We start from the raw sequence: 20,212 nt of genomic DNA, 5'->3' as shown, positions 1-20,212 counted from the left end.
CTCGGAAGTCCGCGAGAGGACTTCCGAGGTCGCGCCGGCGGGCCTTCCTTCTTCGGTGGGCCGGCACCACGTCGCGCCGGCCGTGGGGAGGCCGGCCGATCCGTGTCAGGCGTTGATCGCCGGGATGATCTCGGCGCCGTACGCGTCGATGGTGGCCTCGCGGTTGTCGTGCATGTCGTAGACGGCGAACTGGTCGACGCCCAGGCTCTCCAGGTGGCGGAGCTTCTCGACGTGGGCCTCGGCGGTGCCCAGGAGGCAGAAGCGGTCGACGATCTCGTCGGGGACGAAGGTGGTGTCCGGGTTGTCGGCGCGGCCGTGGTGGGAGTAGTCGTAACCCTGGCGGTCCTTGATGTAGGCCGTCAGCTCCTCGGGGACCATCGAGGAGTGTTCGCCGTACTTCGACACCAGGTCGGCGACGTGGTTGCCGACCATGCCGCCGAACCAGCGGCACTGGTCACGGGCGTGGGCCAGGGCCCCGGGTGAGTCGTCGGCCGTGACGTACGCGGGGGCGGCGACGCAGATGGTGAGGGCGTCGGGGTCCCGGCCGGCGTCCCGGGCCGCCGCGCGGACGGCCTTGACCATCCACTCGGTGAGGAAGGGGTCGGCGAGCTGGAGGATGAAGCCGTCGGCCTTCTGGCCGGCGAGGGCGAGGGCCTTCGGCCCGTACGCCGCCATCCATACGGGCAGCTTGCCCTCGCGCACCCACGGAATCCGGACCGGGTTGCCGTCGACGAGGGCCTCGCGGCCTTCGGCGAGGTCGCGGATGACGTCGATGGCCTCGCCGAGCCGGGCGAGGGTGTTGGGCCGGCGGCCGGCGACGCGCATGGCGGAGTCGCCGCGGCCGATGCCGCAGACCGTCCGGTTGCCGTACATGTCGTTGAGGGTGGCGAAGGTGGAGGCGGTGACCTCCCAGGTGCGGGTGCCGGGGTTGGTGACCATGGGGCCGACGTGCAGCTTGGTGGTGTGTTCGAGGATCCGGCTGTAGATGACGAAGGGTTCCTGCCAGAGCACGGCGGAGTCGAAGGTCCAGCCGTAGCGGAAGCCGTTGCGTTCCGCCCGGCGCATCAGGCCGACGACCTCCGAGGCGGGCGGGTCGGTCTGCAGGACGAGTCCGAAGTCCAAGGGGCGGTCTCCTAGTTCAGGTACTGGCAGGTGGAGCGGGGGACGAAGCTGCCGTGTCCGGCGCGTCCGGTGAACTTCCGCTGTTCGATGACGGGTTCGCCGCGGGACAGGACGGTCTCGACCTGGCCGGTGACGGTCCTCCCCTCGTACGCGGAGTAGTCGACGTTCATGTGGTGGGTGGCCGCGGACAGGGTCTGCGTGGTGTGCGGGTCGTAGATGACGACGTCGGCGTCGGCGCCCGGCGCGATGGTCCCCTTCTGCGGATAGAGGCCGAACATCCGGGCCGGGCTCGCGCAGGCGATCTCGATCCAGCGGCGGCGCGAGATGTGCCCGTCGACGACGGCCTGGTGGAGCAGGTCCATGCGGTTCTCGACGCCCGGCAGTCCGTTGGGGATCTTGGAGAAGTCCCCGAGGCCGAGGTCCTTCTGACCCTTGAAGCAGAAGGGGCAGTGGTCGGTGGAGACGACCTGGAGGTCGTTGGTGCGCAGCCCGCGCCAGAGCGCCGCCTGGTGCTCCTGGGGCCGCAGCGGGGTGGAGCAGACGTACTTGGCGCCCTCGAAGCCTGGCTCGGCCAGGTTGTCCGTGGAGAGGAACAGGTACTGCGGGCAGGTCTCGCCGAAGACCGGCAGTCCCTTGTCGCGGGCGGCGGCGAGTTCGGCGACGGCCTCCTCGGCGGAGACGTGCACGACGTAGAGCGGGGAGCCGGCGACGCGGGAGAGCTGGATGGCGCGGTGGGTGGCCTCCGCCTCCAGGAGTGCCTTGCGGACCTCTCCGTGGTAGCGGGGGTCGGTCTCACCGCGGGCGAGCGCCTGCTCGACCAGGACGTCGATGGCGATGCCGTTCTCGGCGTGCATCATGATCAGGCCGCCGTTGGCAGCGCCGCGCTGCATGGCGCGCAGGATCTGCCCGTCGTCGCTGTAGAAGACGCCCGGGTAGGCCATGAAGAGCTTGAACGAGGAGACGCCCTCCTGGACGAGACGGTCCATCTCCTTCAGCGTGTGCTCGTTGACGTCGGAGAGGATCATGTGGAAGCCGTAGTCGACGGCGCAGTTGCCGTCAGCCTTGGCGTACCAGGTGTCGAGGCCCTCGCGCAGGGAGTGGCCGACGCTCTGCACGGCGAAGTCGACGATCGTGGTGGTGCCGCCCCACGCGGCCGCGCGGGTGCCGGTCTCGAAGGTGTCGGAGGCGAAGGTGCCGCCGAAGGGCAGTTCCATGTGGGTGTGGGCGTCGACACCGCCGGGGATGACGTAGCGGTCGGCGGCGTCGATGACGCGGCCGGCGGTCCAGCCGGCGGCGATGTCGGAGCCGTGCGCGGCGAGGGCGGCGATCCGCCCGTCCTCGACGAGGACGTCGGCGTGGATCTCGTCGGCGGCGGTGACGACGAGACCGCCGCGGATGAGGGTGCGGGTGCTCACGGGACTTCTCCCTGCGAACTAGGGGGATCGCTGACGGGGTCGCGAACCGGAGGGACGCGAACTAGAGGGACTGGAGGGCCTGTTCCAGGATCGCGGCGCCTTCCTCGGCCTCGGCGACGGTGAGCGACATGGGGGGCGCGATGCGCAGGGCACTGGTGTTGTGCCCGCCGCCCTTGCCGATGAGCAGGCCGTTCGCGCGGGTGGCCTCCAGGACGGCGGCCGCGGCGTCGGGGGCGGCGCGGTCCGTGCCGGGCTCGGTGATCTCGACACCGATCATCAGCCCCCGGCCGCGGACCTCGCGTACGGCGTCGATGCCGGCGGTGATGCCGCGGAGCCGTTCGATGAGGAGTCCGCCGACCCGGCGGGCGTTGCCCTGGAGGTCGTGTTCCAGCAGATAGGAGAGGTTGGCGAGCCCGGCGGCCATGGTGACGGGAGAGCCGCCGAAGGTGGAGATGGAGTTGGCGTCGAGGCAGTTCATGATCTCGGCGCGGGCGACGACGCCGCCGATGGACATGCCGTTGCCGATGCCCTTGGCGAAGGTGAGCATGTCCGGGGGGCCGGCCTGGCCGTGCGCCTGCCAGCCCCAGAAGTGCTCGCCGGTGCGGCCCCAGCCGGTCTGCACCTCGTCGGCGATCCACAGGATGCCGTGCCGGTCGAGGACGCGGCGGAAGGCCGCGTAGAGGCCGTCGGGCGGGGAGGTGAAGCCGCCGACGCCCTGGATGGGTTCGGCGATGAGGGCGGCGACGTCGCGGGTGTGGCCGAGCAGGTCCTCCAGGTCGGCGACGCAGGCGTCGATGAAGCGCTCGTCGCTGTACTGGGCGTAGGGGCCGCGGGTGCGGACGCCGCCGTGCACGTACAGGGTCTGGAGCGGGGAGAGGCCGGTGGGCGACCAGGCGCGGTTGCCGGTGATGCCGACGGTGGAGAAGGAGCGTCCGTGGTAGCTGTTGCGCATCGCCAGGATCTGGCTGGAGCGGCGGTAGGCGGTGGCGAGGAGGAGGGCGGTGTCGTTGGCCTCGGTGCCGGAGGTGGTGAAGAAGACGCGGGCGTCGGGGATGCCGGAGAGGGCGGCGATCCGCTCGGCGAGCTCGATCATCGGCCGGTTGAGGTAGAGCGTGGACGAGTGGATGATCCGCCCGGCCTGCTCGGCGACGGCCTTGGTGACCTCGGGGAGGGCGTGGGCGGTCATGGTGGTGAGGATGCCGCCGAAGAAGTCGAGGTAACGGTTGCCGTCGGAGTCCCAGACGTGGCGGCCCTCGCCGTGGGTGAGCTCGATGGGGTCCTTGTAGTAGAGGGCGACCCAGTCGGGGATAACGGCGCGGTGGCGGTCGTGGAGGCTGCTCACGGCTGCACCAGCCCGTCGTAGGCGTCGGGGCGGCGGTCGCGGTAGAAGGCCCACTGCTGGCGGACCTCCTCGATGAGCCCGAAGTCGAGGTCGCGGACCACGAGCTCCTCCTCCTTGTCGGAGGCGACGTCGCCGACGAACCGGCCACGCGGGTCGACGAAGTAGCTGGTGCCGTAGAAGTCGTTGTCGCCGTACTCCTCGACGCCGACGCGGTTGATGGCGGCGACGAAGTACTCGTTGGCGACGGCGGCGGCGGGCTGTTCCAGCTGCCACAGGTACGAGGAGAGACCCCGGTGCGTGGCGGAGGGGTTGTAGACCAACTGGGCGCCCTTGAGCCCGAGCTGGCGCCAGCCCTCGGGGAAGTGGCGGTCGTAGCAGATGTAGACGCCGACCTTGCCGACGGCGGTGTCGAAGACGGGCCAGCCGGCGTTGCCCGGGCGGAAGTAGTACTTCTCCCAGAATCCCTTGACCTGCGGGATGTGGTGCTTGCGGTACTTGCCGAGGTAGGAGCCGTCGGCGTCGATGACGGCGGCGGTGTTGTAGTAGAAGCCGGCGCCTTCGACCTCGAAGACGGGCACGACGATCACCATCCCGGTCTCCCGGGCGAGCTCCTGCATGCGGCGCACCGTGGGCCCGTCGGGCACGGGCTCGGCCCAGCGGTAGTGCTCGGGCTCCTGCACCTGGCAGAAGTAGGGGGCGTTGAACACCTCCTGGAACCCGATGACCTTGGCCCCCAGCCGGGCCGCCTCGCGGGCGTGCTCCTCATGCTTGGCGATCATGGATTCGGTGTCGCCGGTCCAGGTCGCCTGGACGAGCGCGGCGCGTACGACGTCGGTCATGAGCTGCTCCTTCGGCACGGCGTCAGAGAGCCTCTACGCACGTAGACGCGATGCGTAGGAGGAGAACGTAAGCCCCGTCACACCCCGGAGCAAGACCACTGCCGTGAAGCAGCGGAGTCGATCATGTTTCATACCCGAGTGGTCCACGTCGGACACGTACCGACACGTCCGGGAGCGTACCGATCTCGCTCGGGACCGGTTCCGCGCGCCTCGGCGTCCGGGACCCCCTGGTCGTGAGGGGGCACCTCACCCCCGCCCGGAGACCCTGAGGGCGTGGACCAGGTCGCGTTCGCAGGCCGGGGAGACGGTGCGCGCGGCGGCGAGGAGGGCGGGGCCGAGCGCGTTCGGGTCGGTGGCGGCGAGGTGGGCCGCCTCCTCGGGTGTGCGGGCGCGGAGAAAGGCGGTGAGCAGGGCCTGCGCCTCGGCGTGGTGGCCCTCGGCGTGCAGGGCCGCGCAGGCGCCGGCCAGTTCCTCGACCGGGCGCGCGACGCCCTGGCGCAGCAGTCGGTCGCAGTCGTACGGGCGGCCCGCGTCGGCCAGGGCGCCCGCGACGGCGGCGAGCCGGGCCGGCGGCAGCGAGGCCGCCTCCCACAACAGGGTGGCCCAGTCGGCGCCGAGTCCGGCGGCGTGCAGTTCGGCGGCGAGTGCCGACAGCCACGCGGGCGGCCCGGCGAGCGCTTGGCAGAGCAGGGCGTGTGCCTCGCCGCTGCGGCCCTGGGCGCGCAGTCGGCGCAGCGCGTGGACGGCGTTGCCGGCGGCGCGGACGGCCTGCTCGGCGGTGGCGGCGGAGGGGGCGGGTGGCGCCGGGGCGGGCTCGGGCGGGGGTACCGGGAAGCGGGCGCCTCTGGGGGGTGTCGCCGGGGCGGCGGGCCGGGCCGCGAAGCGGGCGCCACGCGGGGCCGCCGCCGGGGCGGGCGGAAGATCCGGGGCCAGGGGCGGTTCGGGGGCCGGGGCGGGTTCCGGGGCGTCCAGCCAGGCGTACCGGGCCCCTCGCGGGCGGCGCCGGGGCGGCGGGTCCGGCGGCGCCGCGGCACCGGCGGGGCGGGACGCCGGCGGGGCGGCGGCCAGACGGGCCAGGCGCGCCGTCAGCTCCGCCTCCCGGGCGCGGGCCCGGGTCAGGTCGTCCCGGGCCCAGGCCAGTTCGTCGGCGAGGTGCGGCGACGCGCCCAGTTCTCGGATCCGGGTCTCCGCGTACCGGGCCTCGTGCCGCATCAGTTCGCGGCGTTCCCTCAGGGCCGCGGCTCGGCCGGGGGCCCGGTCGTGGGCCGCCGAGGCGGCCTCGTGCAGGGCGCGGCCCCGGGCGGCCCCGGGGCCGTCGGGTGGTTCGGCCAGGTCGTGGAGGAGGGACTCCACGACGTCCCAGGGCAGGATGTCGGTGCCGTCGAAGCAGGCCCGCATTCCCTGCGGGTCGCGGGTGAGGAAGACTCCGTACCAGCCTGCGTCCGGGTCGAGGCGGCCGGCCAGGCCGCCCAGCCAGGCTGTGAACGCCGCCACGTCCGCCGGGAGTTGGTGCACCGTCATGCCACTGCCTTTCGGTCCGACCGGCATTGGACCGCAGGCGTGTTACGGGACGGCTACACAGAGTTTTCGGTCAGGGTGCCGTGAAGCTCACGACGATGCCCGTGTGGGGGCGCCTGCCGAGGCGGAAGAGGGTGGCGGGCCAGTCGACCGCCCAGTACTGCCAGGTGTACTTGCGGGAGAGGAGGCGGCGAACCCGGCGCAGCTCCTCACCCGTGACCAGCCGGGCCGTGCCCTCCACCCGTACGGCGTCCTCCGCGATGTTCCCCCGCATGTCGCAGACCGCCGCAACGACCCGCGGGTCGTTGCGCAGCCGCTTCACCTTCCAGGAGTCGGTGCGTGTCCAGGCGTACAGCTCCTCGCCCTCGACCGCGTACCAGACGGGGGTGGCGACCCCGGTGCCGTTCTTCCGGAAGGTGGTCAGGCTGACGTAGCGGCCGTGCCGCAGCTCTTCGGGCATCACGAGCGCCGAGCTTACGCAGCGGCCGGACCGCCCGCGCGCCCGAGGGTCCCCCGCGCCAGGGCGCCTGCGGCGGCGGGCAGTCGCCGGATCCGACGCCCGGCCCCGGCAGGCCGGCCGGGCGCGAGCGGCGGCGTCGGTCCGACCCGCGCGGCCGGCCCTCCCCCGCGCGACACCCGCGCTCGTCCCGCCCCCCCCGTCCGGCCTTCAGGCGGCCTCCGACGGCACCGCCGCGGGGACGAGGGCGCACCGCGTCACCAGCTCGTCCATCGACAGCCCGAGGACCGCCACGAGGGCGGCCACGGTGAAGAAGGCGGGGGTGGGGGCGCGGCCGGTCTCGATCTTGCGGAGGGTCTCCGCGGACAGGCCGGCCGCGGCCGCGATCTCGGCCATCGAGCGGTCGCCTCGGGCCTCGCGCAGGAGGCTGCCGAGCCGTTCGCCGCGCTCGCGCTCTTCGGGGGTCAGGGGGGTGCGCACCATGGGGCCCATTCTAATACCGGTATAGTAATTGGCATGGTGGAGATCAAGTCGGACGAGAACCTGTTGCTCATGCGCGAGGCGGGACGGGTGGTGGCCCAGGCCCTGGCGGCCGTACGGGAGAAGGCGGCGCCCGGGGTGACGCTCGCCGAGCTCGACCGGGCGGCGCGCGAGGTGCTCACGGCGGCGAGCGCCGGCTCGCCGTTCCTCGACTACCACCCGGACTGGGCGCCGGTGCCCTTCCCCGCGGTGGTCTGCCTCTCGGTGAACGACGCGATCGTGCACGGCGTCCCGGACGACACCCGGCTCGCGGACGGCGACCTGCTGAGCGCGGACTGCGGGGCCGTGCTCGGCGGCTGGGTCGGCGACTCGGCCGTGAGCTTCACGGTCGGCCGGGCGCGCCCGGAGGACACCCGGCTGATCGAGACGGCGTACGAGGCCCTGGAGGCCGGGATCGCGGCGGCCGTGGTCGGCAACTGCGTCGGGGACATCGCGCACGCCGTCGGCCGGGTCTGCCGGCGGGCCGGCTACGGCATCCCGGACGGGCTCGGCGGGCACGGCGTGGGCCGCACGATGCACGAGGGACCGGACGTCCCCAACGAGGGACGCCGGGGCCGGGGCATGCCGCTGCGACACGGCATGGTGGTCGCGATCGAGCCGATGCTGATCGGCGGCGGCCGCGACGCCCACTACACGGCGCGGGACGGCTGGACGATCCGTACGCTCGACGGCTCGCGCGCGGCCCACACCGAACACACGGTGGCGATCACGGACGCCGGCCCGCGCATCCTGACGGCCCTCTAGGTCCTCGCTCGGCCCACGTGCGGCGACCGGTGCAGACGGCCCGCCCGGCCGCCGCCCGGCACCTGCCCGCCCGCCGACCGCCACTCGCGCGCGGCCGTCACCCTCGGCCCTACCCCGCGTCCGGTCGCACCACCATCGCCGAACCGCCGCCCCTGCGGACGGTCTCGGCGGCGGCCAGCCAGCGTCCGTCGGGCAGGCGCTGGACGCCGGTGGCGGCACCGATCTCCGGGTTCTGCCGGAAGCCGTGCCCGATCGCCTCCAGCTCGGCCCTCAACGGGCTGTTCCACAGGGCCGGTTCGAGTTCCGTGGTCGTCTGGTTGCGCTGGCTCGCGCGGGGCGCGGCGATGGCGTCGACGAGCGGCAGGCCGCGGTCCACGACACCGGTGAGGGTCTGCAGGACGGTGGTGATGATGGTGGCGCCGCCCGGGGAGCCGAGCGCGAGCACGGGTCGGCCGGCCTTGTCGAGGACGATCGTCGGGGAGATCGAGGAGCGCGGGCGCTTGCCGGGGCCGGGCAGATTGGGGTCGTGCACGGCCGGGCTCGCCGGGGCGAAGGAGAAGTCGGTCAGCTCGTTGTTGAGCAGGAAGCCGCGCCCGGGGACGGTGATGCCGCTGCCGCCGGTGGACTCGATGGTGAGGGTGTAGGCGACGACGTTGCCCCACTTGTCGGCCACGGTGAGGTGAGTGGTGTTCTCGCCCTCGTACGTGGTCGGTGCCGCGGTTCCGCCGCTCGCGCAGGCCTTCGGGTCGCGCGGGTCGCCGGGTGCGAGGGGGCTGGTCAGGGCGGCGTCGTCGCGGATCAGGCAGGCCCGGGAGTCGGCGTACCGCTGGGAGAGCAGCTCGCGGGTGGGCACGTCCTCGAAGGCCGGGTCGCCGACCCAGCGGCCGCGGTCCGCGAAGGCGATCCGGCTGGCCTCGATGAAGCGGTGCAGATAGCGGGCCTGGGAGGCGCGGGCGAGGTCGGTGCCCTCCAGGATGTTGAGGGCCTCGCCGACGCTGGTGCCGCCGGAGGAGGACGGGGCGATGGAGTAGACGTCGAGGCCGCGGTAGGAGACCTTCGTGGGCCGCCGCCGGATCGTGTCGTAGCCGGCGAGGTCGTCCTCGGTGAGGTCACCGGAGCGGACCACCCGTGTGGCGCCCTCGCGCACCGGGGGGCGCCGGACGGTGTTGACGATGTCGCGGGCGAGGGGCCCCTTGTAGAGCGCGTCGACGCCCTCGCGGCCCAGCCGCTCGTACGTGCGGGCCAGGTCGGGGTTCTTGAAGGTCGCGCCGACCACCGGCAACTGTCCACCGGGAAGGAAGAGTTCGGCGGAGGCCGGGAAGTCGCGGAAGCGGGCCTCGTTGCCGGCGGTCTGGGACCGGAAGGTGGCGTCGACGGTGAAGCCGTCGCGGGCGAGGCGTTCGGCCGGCTCCAGGAGCTTGCGGAGCGGCTTGCTGCCCCAGGCGTCGAGAGCGGTCTCCCAGGTGGCGGGGGTGCCGGGGGTGCCGACACCGCGCCCGCTGGTCATGCCCTCCTCGAAGGGGATGGGCTTGCCGTTCTCGACGAAGAGGTTCGCGTCGGCGGAGCCGGGGGCGGTCTCGCGGCCGTCGACGGTGTGGACCGTCCGGGTCTTGGCGTCGTAGTAGACGAAGTAGCCGCCTCCGCCGATGCCGGCCGAGTACGGCTCGGTGACCCCGAGGGCGGCGGCCACGGCGACGGCCGCGTCGACCGCGTTGCCGCCCTTGCGCAGCACCTCGACGCCGGCGGCGGAGGCGTCCGCGTCGACGCTGGCGACGGCGCCGCCCCAGCCGGTGGCGACGGGCACCTTCGCGGGAGCCGGGTGGGCCGACACGGCGGGCGGCGGCGCGGCGGCGCCCACCGAGAGCACCGTCGCGGCGACAGCCAGGATCGAGCCGTTACGGACGGCGGAACGCCGCAACCGAGACTGCATCACTACCTCCAGTCGACGACCGTCCGCGCAGCGTAACTTCTGCCCCGGCCTCCCGTCAGGACCGCCTCTCGAACGGCCGACCGATGCCCAGTAGCATGCGCGCCCATGAACGAAGACGTGCGCAACGTCGTCCTGGGCGTACTCGCCACCGGGCTCAGCGGTTCCCTCGGCTGGTTGACCCGCACCTACCTGTGGCGTCGCAAACTGCGCCGGAAGCAGGCCTTCTTCGGGCTGCCGAACCACTCCGAGTGCCTGCTGGTGGTCCATCGGGAGGCCGGCAGCGACAGTGCGGTGCACCGCTACGACGTGTCGGCGCTGCTCGAACTCTCCGCGCTCGTGAAGGACTGCGGGGCGCACGCGCAGATCGTCCAGCACGATCTGGCGCAGCAGGGCTTCGGCGACCGCACGGAGTTCTGCGTGGGCGGCCCGGGGGCGAACCGTCGCATGGGCGCCCATCTGGGCAGTCTGCTGCCGGGGCTGCGGATGAGCGTGGCCCGGGAGCCGGCCGAGGAGCATGGCGCGATACGGATCGGCGACGACGTGTACCGCATGGAGCCGGGCGTCTCCGAGTACGTGCTGCTCGCGCGGCTCACCGCCGGTGAGGGCGCCCGCCCGGTCTTCCTTTTCTGCGGGCAGCGGGCCATCAACAACCAGGCGGCGACCCGCTATCTGGCCCGGCACCACGAGCGGCTCGCCCGCCGTTACCGCGGCGGTTCGTTCGTGCTGCTCCTCAAGGTGATCAACTCCGCGGCCTACGGACCCGATGTGGTCGAGCTGGTGGCGGACGTGACCCGGCAGGCGCGGACGCCGGTGGTCACGCCCGCCAGTGAGCCCGCACGGGAAGCGTCTTGATCCCGTTGATGAAGTTGGAGACCAGTCTCCGGGGCGCTCCCGCGGGCTCCAGGTCCGCGCAGGCCGTCCGCGTCTCCTCGTAGAGGAGCCGGAGCTGGAGCCGGGCGAAGTGCGCGCCGAGGCAGACGTGGGGGCCGTCACCGAAGGAGACGTGGGGGTTGGGGCTGCGGGCGAGATCGATCCGGTGCGGGTCGGCGAACACCCGCTCGTCGTGGTTGGCGGAGGCGTGGAAGACGACGACCTTGTCGCCGGCCGCGATCCGCACCCCGGCCAGCTCGGTGTCCCGGGCGGCGGTGCGCCGGAAGGAGAGCACCGGCGGGTGGACCCGCAGGAGTTCGTCCACGGCCGTACCCGTGCCGACCTCGCCGCGCCACAGCCGGCCCCGCTCGTCGGGGTGTTCGGCGAGGGCCAGCAACCCGCCGGGGGCGGCGCTGCGGACGGTGTCGTTGCCCGCGACGGTCAGCAGGAAGAAGAACATCTCCAGTTCGGCGTCGAGGAGTTCGGACTCCGCGAGGACGGTCATGATGTCGTCGGCGGGGTGCGCGCGTTTGTACGCGGCGAGCTCCCGCGCGTAGCCGAACATGTCGGCGAGCATCGCCGGTGAGCGGGGGTTGACCGGACGTCCCGCGGCGTCGAGGACGGGTGGCTCGTCGGGGTCCTGGTAGGCGATGACGCGCTCGGTCCAGGCGTGCAGCAGCCCGCGGTCGCTCGCGGGCACGCCGAGCAGGTCGGTGAGGTTGAGCAGGGCGTAGTCGTCGGTGACGGTCCGGACGAGATCGATCTCCTCGCCGCCCGACTCCCTTGCCGCGGCCAGGAGTTCACGGGCCCGTCCGCGTGCGGTCGTGGCGAACCGCTCGATCCGCCCGGGCGTGAAGGCGCGGCTCACGACCCGCCGCAGCCGGCCGTGGTGCGGGGGCTCGCCCGGGCCCGAGGGCTTCGCCGGGCCCGGGGCCGGGTCCTGGTTCAGCATCATGCGCCGGATGAACGGCAGGTCGGCCGGGTCGGGGTCGCGGATCTGGGTGGCGCCGAGGTACGAGGAGAACCCGGCCGCGTCCTTGAGCACCCGTACGACGTCGGCGTGCCGCGTCACGGCCCAGAACCCGGGTCCGGCGGGCCAGCCGAGGACCTCGTACTCCTCCTGGCGGGCGACCGGCCGGTGGTCGCGCAGGGCGCGGAAGCGGTCGTGCGGGATCCCTGCGGCGTAGATCCGCGGGTCGAAGACGTCGGGTGTGTCGCCCGTGTTCCCCACCGGCCCTCCCGTTCGGGTGAAGACGTCACCATCATGACAGGTCAGAGGCGGTTTTCGTAGGACGGAACGCACAGTTCGCGAGCCTTGTCCGGGCTGTCCTCCGACTCCCAGAATCTCCGTCGTGCAACACACGGAGAACAGGGGGCACATGGGGAACAGCGGGAACACGGGGACGTACGACCAGGACGCGGTGCTGCGGGCGCGGGTGCTGCTGCTGGGGTCGGGGCGGCGGACCCTCACCGAGGAGGTCGGGGCGTATCGCGTGCTGGCGGAGGTGAGTCCGCGGGCGTATCTGCCGAAGCTCGCCGAGGCGCTGGTCTCGTGGGGCTACGCGGACGAGCTCCGGGACCGCCCGGAGGTCCGCACGGCGCTGCACGCCGAGGCGGCGGCGGCCGCGCGACGGATCGGCGCCGGGGAGCCGAACCGGGCGGAGGTGCTCCGCCGCACGCTGGGCGCCTACGAGCGGGGCCTGTTCACCCTCGGACGCCGGGCGGAAGGCCAGGCCGTGTGCGAGGAGTTGGCCGAGGCCGGGGCGCCCGGGCGGCTCGCGGTCGTCCTGGCCGAGGAGGGCCGCCACGCGGAGGCGGCCGAGCTGTGCGGGAGGGCCGCTCGCACCGTGGAGCCGTGGTCGCGGTTCTGGAGCCTGGCCGAGTGGTCGGCCGAACTGGACGCCGCCGGGCGGCGGGAGGAGGCCGTGGAGGTCTTCGCGGAGCTCGTGGCGGGGACGCGCCGCAGCGCCGCGGCGGGGGACATGCCGCTGGGCTCGCTCGCCACCGAGCTGCTCCATCTCTCCGGCCTGCTCGACGCCGCCGGACGGGGTGCGGCGGCCCGGGCGGCCCGGCGGGAGGCCCTCGTGGTGCTCGACGGGCTGGTGCGCACGGGTGAGGCCAAGAACTGGGGGAGCACCCTCGCCCCCTGGCTCGTCCTGCTCCAGCTGTCGGGAAGGCAGGCCGAGCCCGTGGCGACCCCGGGGGCCCCGATGCCGTCCTTCGGCACCTACCACGTCCACGGCTGGTCGCCCGACGTGCGGGAGGCGTACCTCGCGTCCCTTCCCGGCCTGGAACAGGAGACGGAGGCCCTGCGCGCCGAGGGGCGCCTTCCGGAACTGCTCGCGGCGCACCGCAGGCTGATCCGCCGTGCGGCACTGCGCTGGGAGAGCCGCACCTGGCAGGTCGAGGAGCCGTTGCGACCCCTCTTCGACGAGGGCGTCGCCCTTGCCCGCCGTCTGCCCGGCGATCGCCGCGCGCTCCCCGAGGCCCTCACCGACCGGGCCGCGTTCCTCGTCGCGACCCGGCACCACGCCGAGGCGCGCGCCGACCTCGCGGAGGCCGTCGACCTCCTCGACCGCTTCTGACGTCGCCCATCTCACATCCGACATCACGGAAATAGTCCACATGTACGGAACCGTCTCCGGGCGCAGGGACTCTCTCCCCTCGTAAGAGATCACCACCGGAGGTCGTTCCCGTGAGCCGTATACCCGTGCCCGCCGCCCTGTTCGTCACCACCGCACTCGCCGTCACCCTCGGCGCGTGCGACGGAGGGGCGGGGGGCGCGGGTGACGCCAAGGGGTCCGCGGAGGACGCGCCGCGTACGCGGATCGCGGTCAACCTGACCGGGGAGCGGGCGAAGGCGGGCGCGCCGGTGGTCGTCACGCTCACGGAGGGGCCGCGGCTCCGGCAGGTGACGGTCACGGACGACAAGGGCGGGACACTGGCCGGGAAGGTCTCCGCCGACGGGAGGAGCTGGACCTCGGCGCGGCCGGCGGCGCCGGGGACCGCGTACGCCGTGGACGTACGGGACAGCGAGGGCGGCGGCGCGAAGGCGGGCTTCGCGACGGCGGCGGCGGGCAAGGTGAACAAGCTGACCCTGGCGCCGGGCAAGGACACCACGGTCGGCATCGCGCAGCCACTGTCGATCGTGTTCGACCACCCGGTGCGGAACAAGGCGGAGGTGGAGCGGCGCCTGAAGGTCAGCACCTCGGACCGCACCGAGGGTTCCTGGGGCTGGATGCAGGACTGGTCGGGCAAGGACCGGGTCGACTGGCGCCCGAAGGAGTACTGGAAGTCCGGCACCAAGGTCAGGCTCGACGCCGAGTTGAACGGCGTCGACTCCGGCGCCGGCGGATGGTTCGTGCGCGACTACAGCACCACGTTCACGGTGGGCCGGAGCCAGGTCGTGAAGGTGGACCTCGACACGCACCGGCTCCGGCTGCTGCGGGACGGCGCGGTCGTTCGGGACCTGCCGATGTCGGCCGGCACGCCCGGCGGCGAGAAGGCGTCCTGGCGGGGCAGGACGGTCCTGATGTCCAAGGAGGGCACCATCAACATGCGCTCCGAGACCGTCGGGCTCGGTGACGCCTACGACAAGATGGTCGACTACTCGATGCGGCTGACCTGGTCGGGCATGTACGCCCACGCGGCGCCGTGGAACGCGGCCTATTTCGGCAACGCCAACAAGAGCTCGGGCTGCATCGGGATGAGCGACGCGAACGCCCGGTCGGTGTACGACCTGGTGCAGGTCGGGGACCCGTTCGAGATCACCGGTTCCGATGCCAAGGGGACCCAGGCGCTGAACAACGGCTACGGGGAGTGGAACCTGAGCTGGGCCGACTGGCAGGCGAAGAGCGCCCTGCGCTGAAGGCGTTGTTCCGCCAATCGTTACCCACGCGTAACTTACCGACCGGTTACCCCCGGTAAGTCACCGACGTTACCGTCGGGTCACTTCACTGCCCCCCATCAGTGACACCCAGTGAGGAGTGACCCGTGCGCACAGCCCTGGCCTACGCCGTCTCGGCCGCCCTCGTCGCCGGTACGGCCCTCGGGCTCGCCCCCGCAGCCCACGCCGCCGACTCCGCGGCCGAGACCGCCGGCTCCCTCCGGTTCGTCGACATCACCGGGGACGGCGGCACCGTCCTCAAGGCCAACGTCGTCACCCCGGCCGGCGCCGACGGCACCACCCGCTTCCCCGTCGTCGTGCTGCCCACCAGCTGGGCCGTACCCCAGATCGAGTACCTCGCCCAGGCCAAGAAGCTCGCCGACTCCGGCTATGTGGTGGTGAGTTACAACTCCCGCGGCTTCTGGCAGTCCGGCGGCGAGATCGAGACCGCCGGCCCCAAGGACATCGCCGACGCGTCCCGGGTGATCGACTGGGCCCTCGCGAACACCCCGGCCGACCCCGCCGAGGTCGGCATGGCCGGGGTGTCGTACGGCGCCGGGATCAGCCTGCTCACGGCCGCGCACGACAAGCGCGTCAAGGCCGTCGCCGCGCTCAGCGGCTGGGCCGACCTCATCGAGTCCATCTACAGCGGTCGCACCCAGCACCTCCAGGCCGCCGCCCTGCTCGGCGGCGCGGGCTACCTCACCGGCCGCCCCGGGCCCGAACTCCAGCAGGTCCTGGACGACTTCCTCTCCTCCGACCTGGACAAGGAGGACGAGATGATCGCCTGGGGGCGCGAGCGCTCCGCCGCCACCCACCTCGACGCGATCAACGCCAACCGCCCGGCGATCATGCTCGGCAACGCCTGGGGCGACACCATCTTCCCGCCCAACCAGTTCGCGAGCTTCTACGAGAAGCTGAGCGGCCCCAAGCGCCTGGAGTTGCGGCCCGGCGACCACGCCACCGCCGAGGCCACCGGCCTGCTGGGACTGCCCAACGACACCTGGACCAGCGCCCACCGCTGGTTCGACCACTACCTGAAGGGCGCCGACAACGGCATCGACCGCGAGCAGCCGGTCCAGCTCAAGCCGCGCTCCGACGCCGGTTACGAGGGCTATCCGGACTGGAAGTCGGTCAACGCGAACCAGCGCAGGTTCGCGCTCACCGGCTCCGAGCACCTCTGGGCGAACGTCGACTCGGGCGCCGACGGCGGCATCGTCATGCTGTCCAACCTCCTGGACCAGTTCTTCAAGGCGCCGCCCACCGTCTCGATACCCCTGCTCCCGCGGGCCTTCGCCGGCGTCTGGCAGTCCGAGCGGTACGGCACCGCGCAGCGGGTGCGCGGCACGGCGCGGCTGCACACCACGGTGACCCCGACCGCGGAGAGCGGCACCTTCGTCGCGTATCTCTACGACGTCGGCCCGCTGGGCATCGGCAAGCTGATCAGCAATGCCCCCTACACCTTCCACGGCAGGACTCCGGGGAAGGCCTTCTCCGTCGATCTGGACCTGTTCTCCACGGCGTACGACGTGCCGGCCGGTCACCGGCTCGCCCTGGTCGTCGACACCGTCGACCCGCTGTACATCGAGCACAACCCGACCGGCGCGCAGCTGACCTTCTCCTCCCCCGCGGCCGACCCGAGTTATGTGTCGGTACCGCTGCGGACGGAGTGATCACCGGCTGCTGCCGGGCGGGCAGGGCCCGTGCCGGGTTCTCAGGGGCACATGAGGCTACTCCTGACCCGGCAGCAGCGTGACCGGTTCGGCCCGAGCGACCTCCACTGCCCCGGTGCGGCGGCGCCCGGTACCGGGCCGCACCGCCCGCGGGCGCTGCGGCGGCGAGCGGCAGGACGAGCCCGGCAGGCCTGCGACGGCTTCGCCGCACGGCCCCCGGTCCGGTCGGCGCGTCAGGATCCGGCCGTCGGCCGTGAAGACCCCGCGGTCGGCGGCCGGGCGGGCGAAGCCCCTCCCTTGCGGGACGACGACCCGGTGCCGGGTCCGGACGGTCCGACGACCACGGCCACCTCCCTGCAGTCGGCGATGAGGTGGATATCCCGGAGGACATGCGACGCGCCGTCGTGCGTGTGGACGCCTCGCAGTGCGATCAGCGGTTCGTCGACCACTGCCATGTGGTGCCCTGCCCCTGCGTGTCTCGGCCGATGTCGAGGTCAGCGCAAACTATCCACCGGAAAAAGGGACTTCGCGCCCGACACGCATGGAAGCGGGATAAGCCGTATTTACTGCAGAGGGGTCCGTGTACAGCCGGGCCACGGCCGGACGGGGTTCAGAACTCGGCCGACTCCGCGTAGATCTGGGAGAGCTCGGGCGCGCCGGTCGCGGCCCAGTCGAGGCCCGCGGCGACCACGTCGATCTCCCGCCCGGATCCCAGCCGGACCACCGGCTGGCCGTCCGGCCGGAGCCGCCAGCCGGCACGGGGCACCGTGCGCACGAGGACCGTGCCCAGATAGAGCCCCGCGTCGTTGCCCACCCAGGGCAGCTCCTCGGGGTCGTCCCGCCAGCGGGGCGGGAGCTGGTCGAGCGCGGCGAGGGAGCGGGGGGTGTCGTCGAGCCGCACCCCGGCCTCCTGGGCGCGGGCGCGCAGCAGCTCGCACTCGGCGAGCAGTTCCGCCGCCCCCTCCGGGTCCCGGTCGAAGACCGAGACCAGAGGCGAACGTTCGGCTTCATGCCGCCTGCGCCAGATGTCCAGGAAGGGGATGTTCATCCGACCAGCGTCGCATCCTGCCCCCACCGGCACCACCCGGCGCGCGGAGATCGTCCCGATCCCCCGGACGCGTCAGACGTCGAGGTCGACGACGACCGGGGCGTGGTCCGAGGCGCCCTTGCCCTTGCGCTCCTCGCGGTCGACATAGCTGTCCTTGACCGCGTCCGCGAAGGGCTTGTTGCCGTACACCAGGTCGATCCGCATGCCCTTGTTCTTCGGGAAGCAGAGCTGGCGGTAGTCCCAGTACGTGTAGGGGTGGGCGTACTTCAGCGGGCGCGGCACCACGTCGGCGAGGCCCGTTTCGCGCAGTCCGGCGAGCGCGGCCCGCTCCGGCTCGGTGACGTGGGTGGCGCCGTCGAAGACGGCGATGTCCCAGACGTCCTCGTCGGTCGGCGCGATGTTGTAGTCGCCGAGCACGGCGAAGGGGCGCTCACCCGCCGCGTCCTCGGCGACGGCGGCCTTCAGCGCCTCCAGCCAGCGCAGCTTGTACGCGTAGTGCTCGTGGGCGACCTCGCGGCCGTTCGGCACGTACACCGACCAGACGCGGACCGGTCCGCAGGTCGCGGCGATGGCCCGCGGCTCCTGCAGGCCCTCGTAGTCGGGGCCGCCGGGCAGGCCCGTGACGACGTCCTCCAGGCCGACCCGGGAGACCAGGGCGACCCCGTTCCACCGGCCGGTGGCGTTGACCACCGACTCGTACCCCAGCTCGCGGAGCTCCTCGGTGGGGAACTGCTCGGCCGTGCACTTGGTCTCCTGGATGCACAGCACGTCGGTGCCGCTGCTCTCCAGCCAGGCCAGGATCCGGGGCAGCCGGGCGGTGATCGAATTGACGTTCCAGGTGGCGATGCGCATGACCGCAAGCCTAACGGCGGGGTGTGACAGCCGGCGGTCTCCGGCTCGGGGCGGTCAGAGCTCGGTCGAGTCGCCCGGGGTGAGACGCCGGTGGTCGGTGCCGCCGAGGGCGCCGATCTGGCGGTCGTAGATGGGCCGGGCCAGGTCGGTGAGCAGGGCGTCGTGGATGTCGTACGCCCGCACCGGCCGGACCTCCCGCACGTAGTCGATGACCTCGGAGATCTTGTTCCACGGGGCCATGACCGGCAGGAAGAGCGTCTCCACCGGCCGGTCGGGCACGGTCAGGGCGTCGCCCGGGTGGAAGACGGTGTCGTCGATCAGAAAGCCGATGTTGGTGATGCGCGGGATGTCCGGGTGGATCACGGCGTGGAGTTCGCCGTGCACCTGGACGTCGAAACCGGCCGCGGTGAAGCCGTCGCCGTGGCCGACGGTGTGGACCCGGCCGGGGAACGCCGCCGTGAGCTGCTCGGCGACGCTCCGCAGCGTCCACACCTCGACGGCCGGGTCGGCCTCCAGGGCCGCCCGCAGTCGCCCCTCGTCGAAGTGGTCGGGGTGCTCGTGGGTGACGAGGAGGGCCTCCGCGCCGCGCGTGGCGCCCTCCTCGGTGAACATCCCCGGGTCGATGACGAGCGTCCGGCCGTCCTTCTCCAGGCGGACGCAGGCGTGGGTGTTCTTCGTCAGCTTCACGGGCGGCAGCCTACGCCTGGGGAGTGGTGTCCTCCTTGATCACGCGGCTGACCACGCGCAGTGCGCTCTCGGCGGCGGGGAGCCCGCAGTAGACGGCGGTCTGGAGGAGGATCTCGCGGAGCTCGTCCGGGGTGAGGCCGCTGCGCAGGGCGGCCCGGGTGTGGTCGGCGAGGGCGTCGTGGTGGCCGCCGGCGATCAGCGCGGCCAGCGTGACCGCGCTGCGGGTGCGCCGGTCGAGGCCGTCGCGGCCCCACACCTCGCCCCAGGCGAATCGGGTGACGAGGCCCTGGAGGTCGGTGCCGAACTCGTCGGCGAGGGCCTCGTCGACATGGGCGTCGCCGAGGACCTCCCGGCGCAGCTTCAGCCCGCTCTCGTACGGGTCGGGGCGCGCCCCCTCCTCGTCCGCGGGAGCCGCCGGGGCGATCTCGGCGACGGGGACGACGGGTGCCGAGACCGGTGGCATCGGCGGCACGGTCAGGGTGCCCGAGGGCTCCTGGGCGAGGGGGGCGAAGTGGCCGGTGAGCAGCTCGGTGACGGCGGCGGGCTGCTCGACGGGCGCGAGGTGGGAGGCGCTGGGGACCACGGCGAGCCGGGCGTCGGCTATGCCGGCGACGAGGGTGCGCGCCTCGGCGGGGCCGGTGATCGCGTCCTCGGAGCCGACCAGGACGAGGGCGGGCACGCCGATCCGGTCGAGCGCCTCGCGGACGTCGAAGACGGCGAGCGCCTCGCAGGCGGCGATGTAGCAGCCGGGATCGGTGGTGCGGACCATCTGTACGGCCCAGTCCACGATGGCGGGCTGGGCGGCGGCGAAGGTGGGGGTGAACCACTGCTCCGGCGAGGTGCGGGCGATCGGTTCGAGGCCGTTGGTGCGCACGATCACGCCGCGCCGGCGGAACTCGTCGGCGCTGCCGAAGCGGGGCGACGTGGCCACGAGGACGAGCGAGGCGACCCGGTGGGGGGCGCGCAGCGCGAGGTCGAGGCCGATGGCGCCGCCGAAGGCGCAGCCCGCGTAGCCGAAGCGCTGGATGCCGAGCTCGTCGAGGGTGGCGAGCAGCCGGTCGCCGAGTTCGGCGACGGAGGAGGCGGGGTGGGCGGGGGCGCCGCCGTGGCCCGGCAGGTCGAAGCGGACGACCCGCCAGGTGCGGATGAGCTCGGGTATCTGGCGGTCCCACATGTGCCAGGTGGTGCCGAGCGAGGGGCCGAGGACGAGAACCGGAGCGTCTTCTCGCCCGTCGACGCGGTATTGCAGGGTGTTCGTCGTTGTCTCACTCACCCGCAAGACCCTCTCA

18 protein-coding genes are annotated in these 20,212 nt (G+C 72.9%); 5 read left to right on the top strand and 13 right to left on the bottom strand.

Translation table 11 applies throughout. The features are described from left to right. Nucleotides 1-105: 105 nt before the first annotated feature. The 7 genes from ACIRQF_RS33680 to ACIRQF_RS33650 form a co-directional block, all read right to left on the bottom strand. Entirely contained in the window at nucleotides 106-1,122 is a 1,017-nt protein-coding gene (locus ACIRQF_RS33680; protein WP_376633479.1) for a TIGR03842 family LLM class F420-dependent oxidoreductase, read from the bottom strand. A gap of 11 nt (nucleotides 1,123-1,133) precedes the next feature. After that, entirely contained in the window at nucleotides 1,134-2,537 is a 1,404-nt protein-coding gene (gene hydA / locus ACIRQF_RS33675; RefSeq protein ID WP_404098204.1) for a dihydropyrimidinase, read from the bottom strand. 61 nt (nucleotides 2,538-2,598) lie between these two features. Next, entirely contained in the window at nucleotides 2,599-3,879 is a 1,281-nt protein-coding gene (locus tag ACIRQF_RS33670) for an aspartate aminotransferase family protein (protein WP_404098201.1), read from the bottom strand. Next, nucleotides 3,876-4,718 carry a nitrilase-related carbon-nitrogen hydrolase gene (locus tag ACIRQF_RS33665; RefSeq protein ID WP_376633484.1) on the bottom strand — a complete coding sequence of 281 codons (843 nt, stop codon included), beginning with the start codon at nucleotides 4,716-4,718 and terminating at the stop codon, nucleotides 3,876-3,878. Before ACIRQF_RS33665 ends, ACIRQF_RS33670 begins: the two co-directional genes overlap by 4 nt. Before the next feature lie 246 nt (nucleotides 4,719-4,964). Further along, nucleotides 4,965-6,239 carry a UL36 very large tegument protein gene (locus ACIRQF_RS33660; protein ID WP_404098197.1) on the bottom strand — a complete coding sequence of 425 codons (1,275 nt, stop codon included), beginning with the start codon at nucleotides 6,237-6,239 and terminating at the stop codon, nucleotides 4,965-4,967. Between the two features lie 70 nt (nucleotides 6,240-6,309). Beyond that, the gene (locus ACIRQF_RS33655; RefSeq protein ID WP_404098305.1) at nucleotides 6,310-6,696 is read right to left on the bottom strand and encodes a PPOX class F420-dependent oxidoreductase; all 387 of its coding nucleotides are present in this window, start codon (nucleotides 6,694-6,696) and stop codon (nucleotides 6,310-6,312) included. A 207-nt stretch (nucleotides 6,697-6,903) separates the two neighbouring features. After that, nucleotides 6,904-7,176, bottom strand: coding sequence for a helix-turn-helix domain-containing protein (locus ACIRQF_RS33650; protein ID WP_404098194.1), 273 nt, complete (start codon nucleotides 7,174-7,176; stop codon nucleotides 6,904-6,906). 33 nt (nucleotides 7,177-7,209) lie between these two features. On the opposite strand from ACIRQF_RS33650, the gene map reads away from it, so the two are divergent. Continuing rightward, complete coding sequence (gene map, locus ACIRQF_RS33645) at nucleotides 7,210-7,977, top strand: type I methionyl aminopeptidase (RefSeq protein ID WP_404098191.1); 768 nt, start codon at nucleotides 7,210-7,212, stop codon at nucleotides 7,975-7,977. Between the two features lie 109 nt (nucleotides 7,978-8,086). Here the strand turns inward: map and ggt are convergent, their stop codons facing one another. Further along, entirely contained in the window at nucleotides 8,087-9,895 is a 1,809-nt protein-coding gene (ggt, locus tag ACIRQF_RS33640; RefSeq protein WP_404098301.1) for a gamma-glutamyltransferase, read from the bottom strand. A 117-nt stretch (nucleotides 9,896-10,012) separates the two neighbouring features. Between ggt and ACIRQF_RS33635 the strand changes: the two genes are divergently transcribed. Beyond that, entirely contained in the window at nucleotides 10,013-10,759 is a 747-nt protein-coding gene (locus ACIRQF_RS33635) for a hypothetical protein (RefSeq protein ID WP_404098189.1), read from the top strand. Here the strand turns inward: ACIRQF_RS33635 and ACIRQF_RS33630 are convergent. Further along, nucleotides 10,722-12,008 (bottom strand): cytochrome P450, encoded by a 1,287-nt coding sequence (locus ACIRQF_RS33630; RefSeq protein ID WP_404098186.1) that lies wholly within the window; start codon nucleotides 12,006-12,008, stop codon nucleotides 10,722-10,724. The genes ACIRQF_RS33635 and ACIRQF_RS33630 overlap by 38 nt on opposite strands. A 121-nt stretch (nucleotides 12,009-12,129) precedes the next feature. Between ACIRQF_RS33630 and ACIRQF_RS33625 the strand changes: the two genes are divergently transcribed. From ACIRQF_RS33625 to ACIRQF_RS33615, 3 genes are all read left to right on the top strand, one after another. Continuing rightward, nucleotides 12,130-13,362 (top strand): hypothetical protein, encoded by a 1,233-nt coding sequence (locus ACIRQF_RS33625; protein ID WP_404098184.1) that lies wholly within the window; start codon nucleotides 12,130-12,132, stop codon nucleotides 13,360-13,362. 110 nt (nucleotides 13,363-13,472) lie between these two features. Next, nucleotides 13,473-14,645, top strand: a complete 1,173-nt coding sequence (locus tag ACIRQF_RS33620; protein WP_404098182.1) for an Ig-like domain-containing protein — start codon at nucleotides 13,473-13,475, stop codon at nucleotides 14,643-14,645. A 125-nt stretch (nucleotides 14,646-14,770) separates the two neighbouring features. Next, on the top strand, nucleotides 14,771-16,336 hold the full coding sequence (locus tag ACIRQF_RS33615; RefSeq protein WP_404098180.1) for an alpha/beta fold hydrolase: 1,566 nt from the start codon (nucleotides 14,771-14,773) through the stop codon (nucleotides 16,334-16,336). A gap of 610 nt (nucleotides 16,337-16,946) precedes the next feature. On the opposite strand, the gene ACIRQF_RS33610 is transcribed toward ACIRQF_RS33615, so the two are convergent. The 4 genes from ACIRQF_RS33610 to ACIRQF_RS33595 all read right to left on the bottom strand — a co-directional run bounded on the left by ACIRQF_RS33610 (nucleotide 16,947) and on the right by ACIRQF_RS33595 (nucleotide 20,196). After that, a complete protein-coding gene (locus ACIRQF_RS33610; RefSeq protein WP_382480936.1) occupies nucleotides 16,947-17,384 on the bottom strand; it encodes a DUF6278 family protein in 438 nt (145 codons plus the stop codon). 72 nt (nucleotides 17,385-17,456) lie between these two features. Further along, the gene (locus ACIRQF_RS33605; RefSeq protein WP_404098177.1) at nucleotides 17,457-18,236 is read right to left on the bottom strand and encodes an exodeoxyribonuclease III; all 780 of its coding nucleotides are present in this window, start codon (nucleotides 18,234-18,236) and stop codon (nucleotides 17,457-17,459) included. 54 nt (nucleotides 18,237-18,290) lie between these two features. Beyond that, nucleotides 18,291-18,923 carry an MBL fold metallo-hydrolase gene (locus ACIRQF_RS33600; RefSeq protein ID WP_404098174.1) on the bottom strand — a complete coding sequence of 211 codons (633 nt, stop codon included), beginning with the start codon at nucleotides 18,921-18,923 and terminating at the stop codon, nucleotides 18,291-18,293. Between the two features lie 10 nt (nucleotides 18,924-18,933). Next, nucleotides 18,934-20,196 carry an alpha/beta fold hydrolase gene (locus ACIRQF_RS33595; protein ID WP_382480932.1) on the bottom strand — a complete coding sequence of 421 codons (1,263 nt, stop codon included), beginning with the start codon at nucleotides 20,194-20,196 and terminating at the stop codon, nucleotides 18,934-18,936. Nucleotides 20,197-20,212: the final 16 nt, after the last annotated feature.

The sequence above is a fragment of the Streptomyces sp. NPDC101191 genome, assembly GCF_044767915.1.
GTDB lineage: Bacteria > Actinomycetota > Actinomycetes > Streptomycetales > Streptomycetaceae > Streptomyces.
The sequence above is the reverse complement of the archived record's forward strand: the minus strand, read 5'-3'. Positions and strand labels throughout refer to the sequence as shown.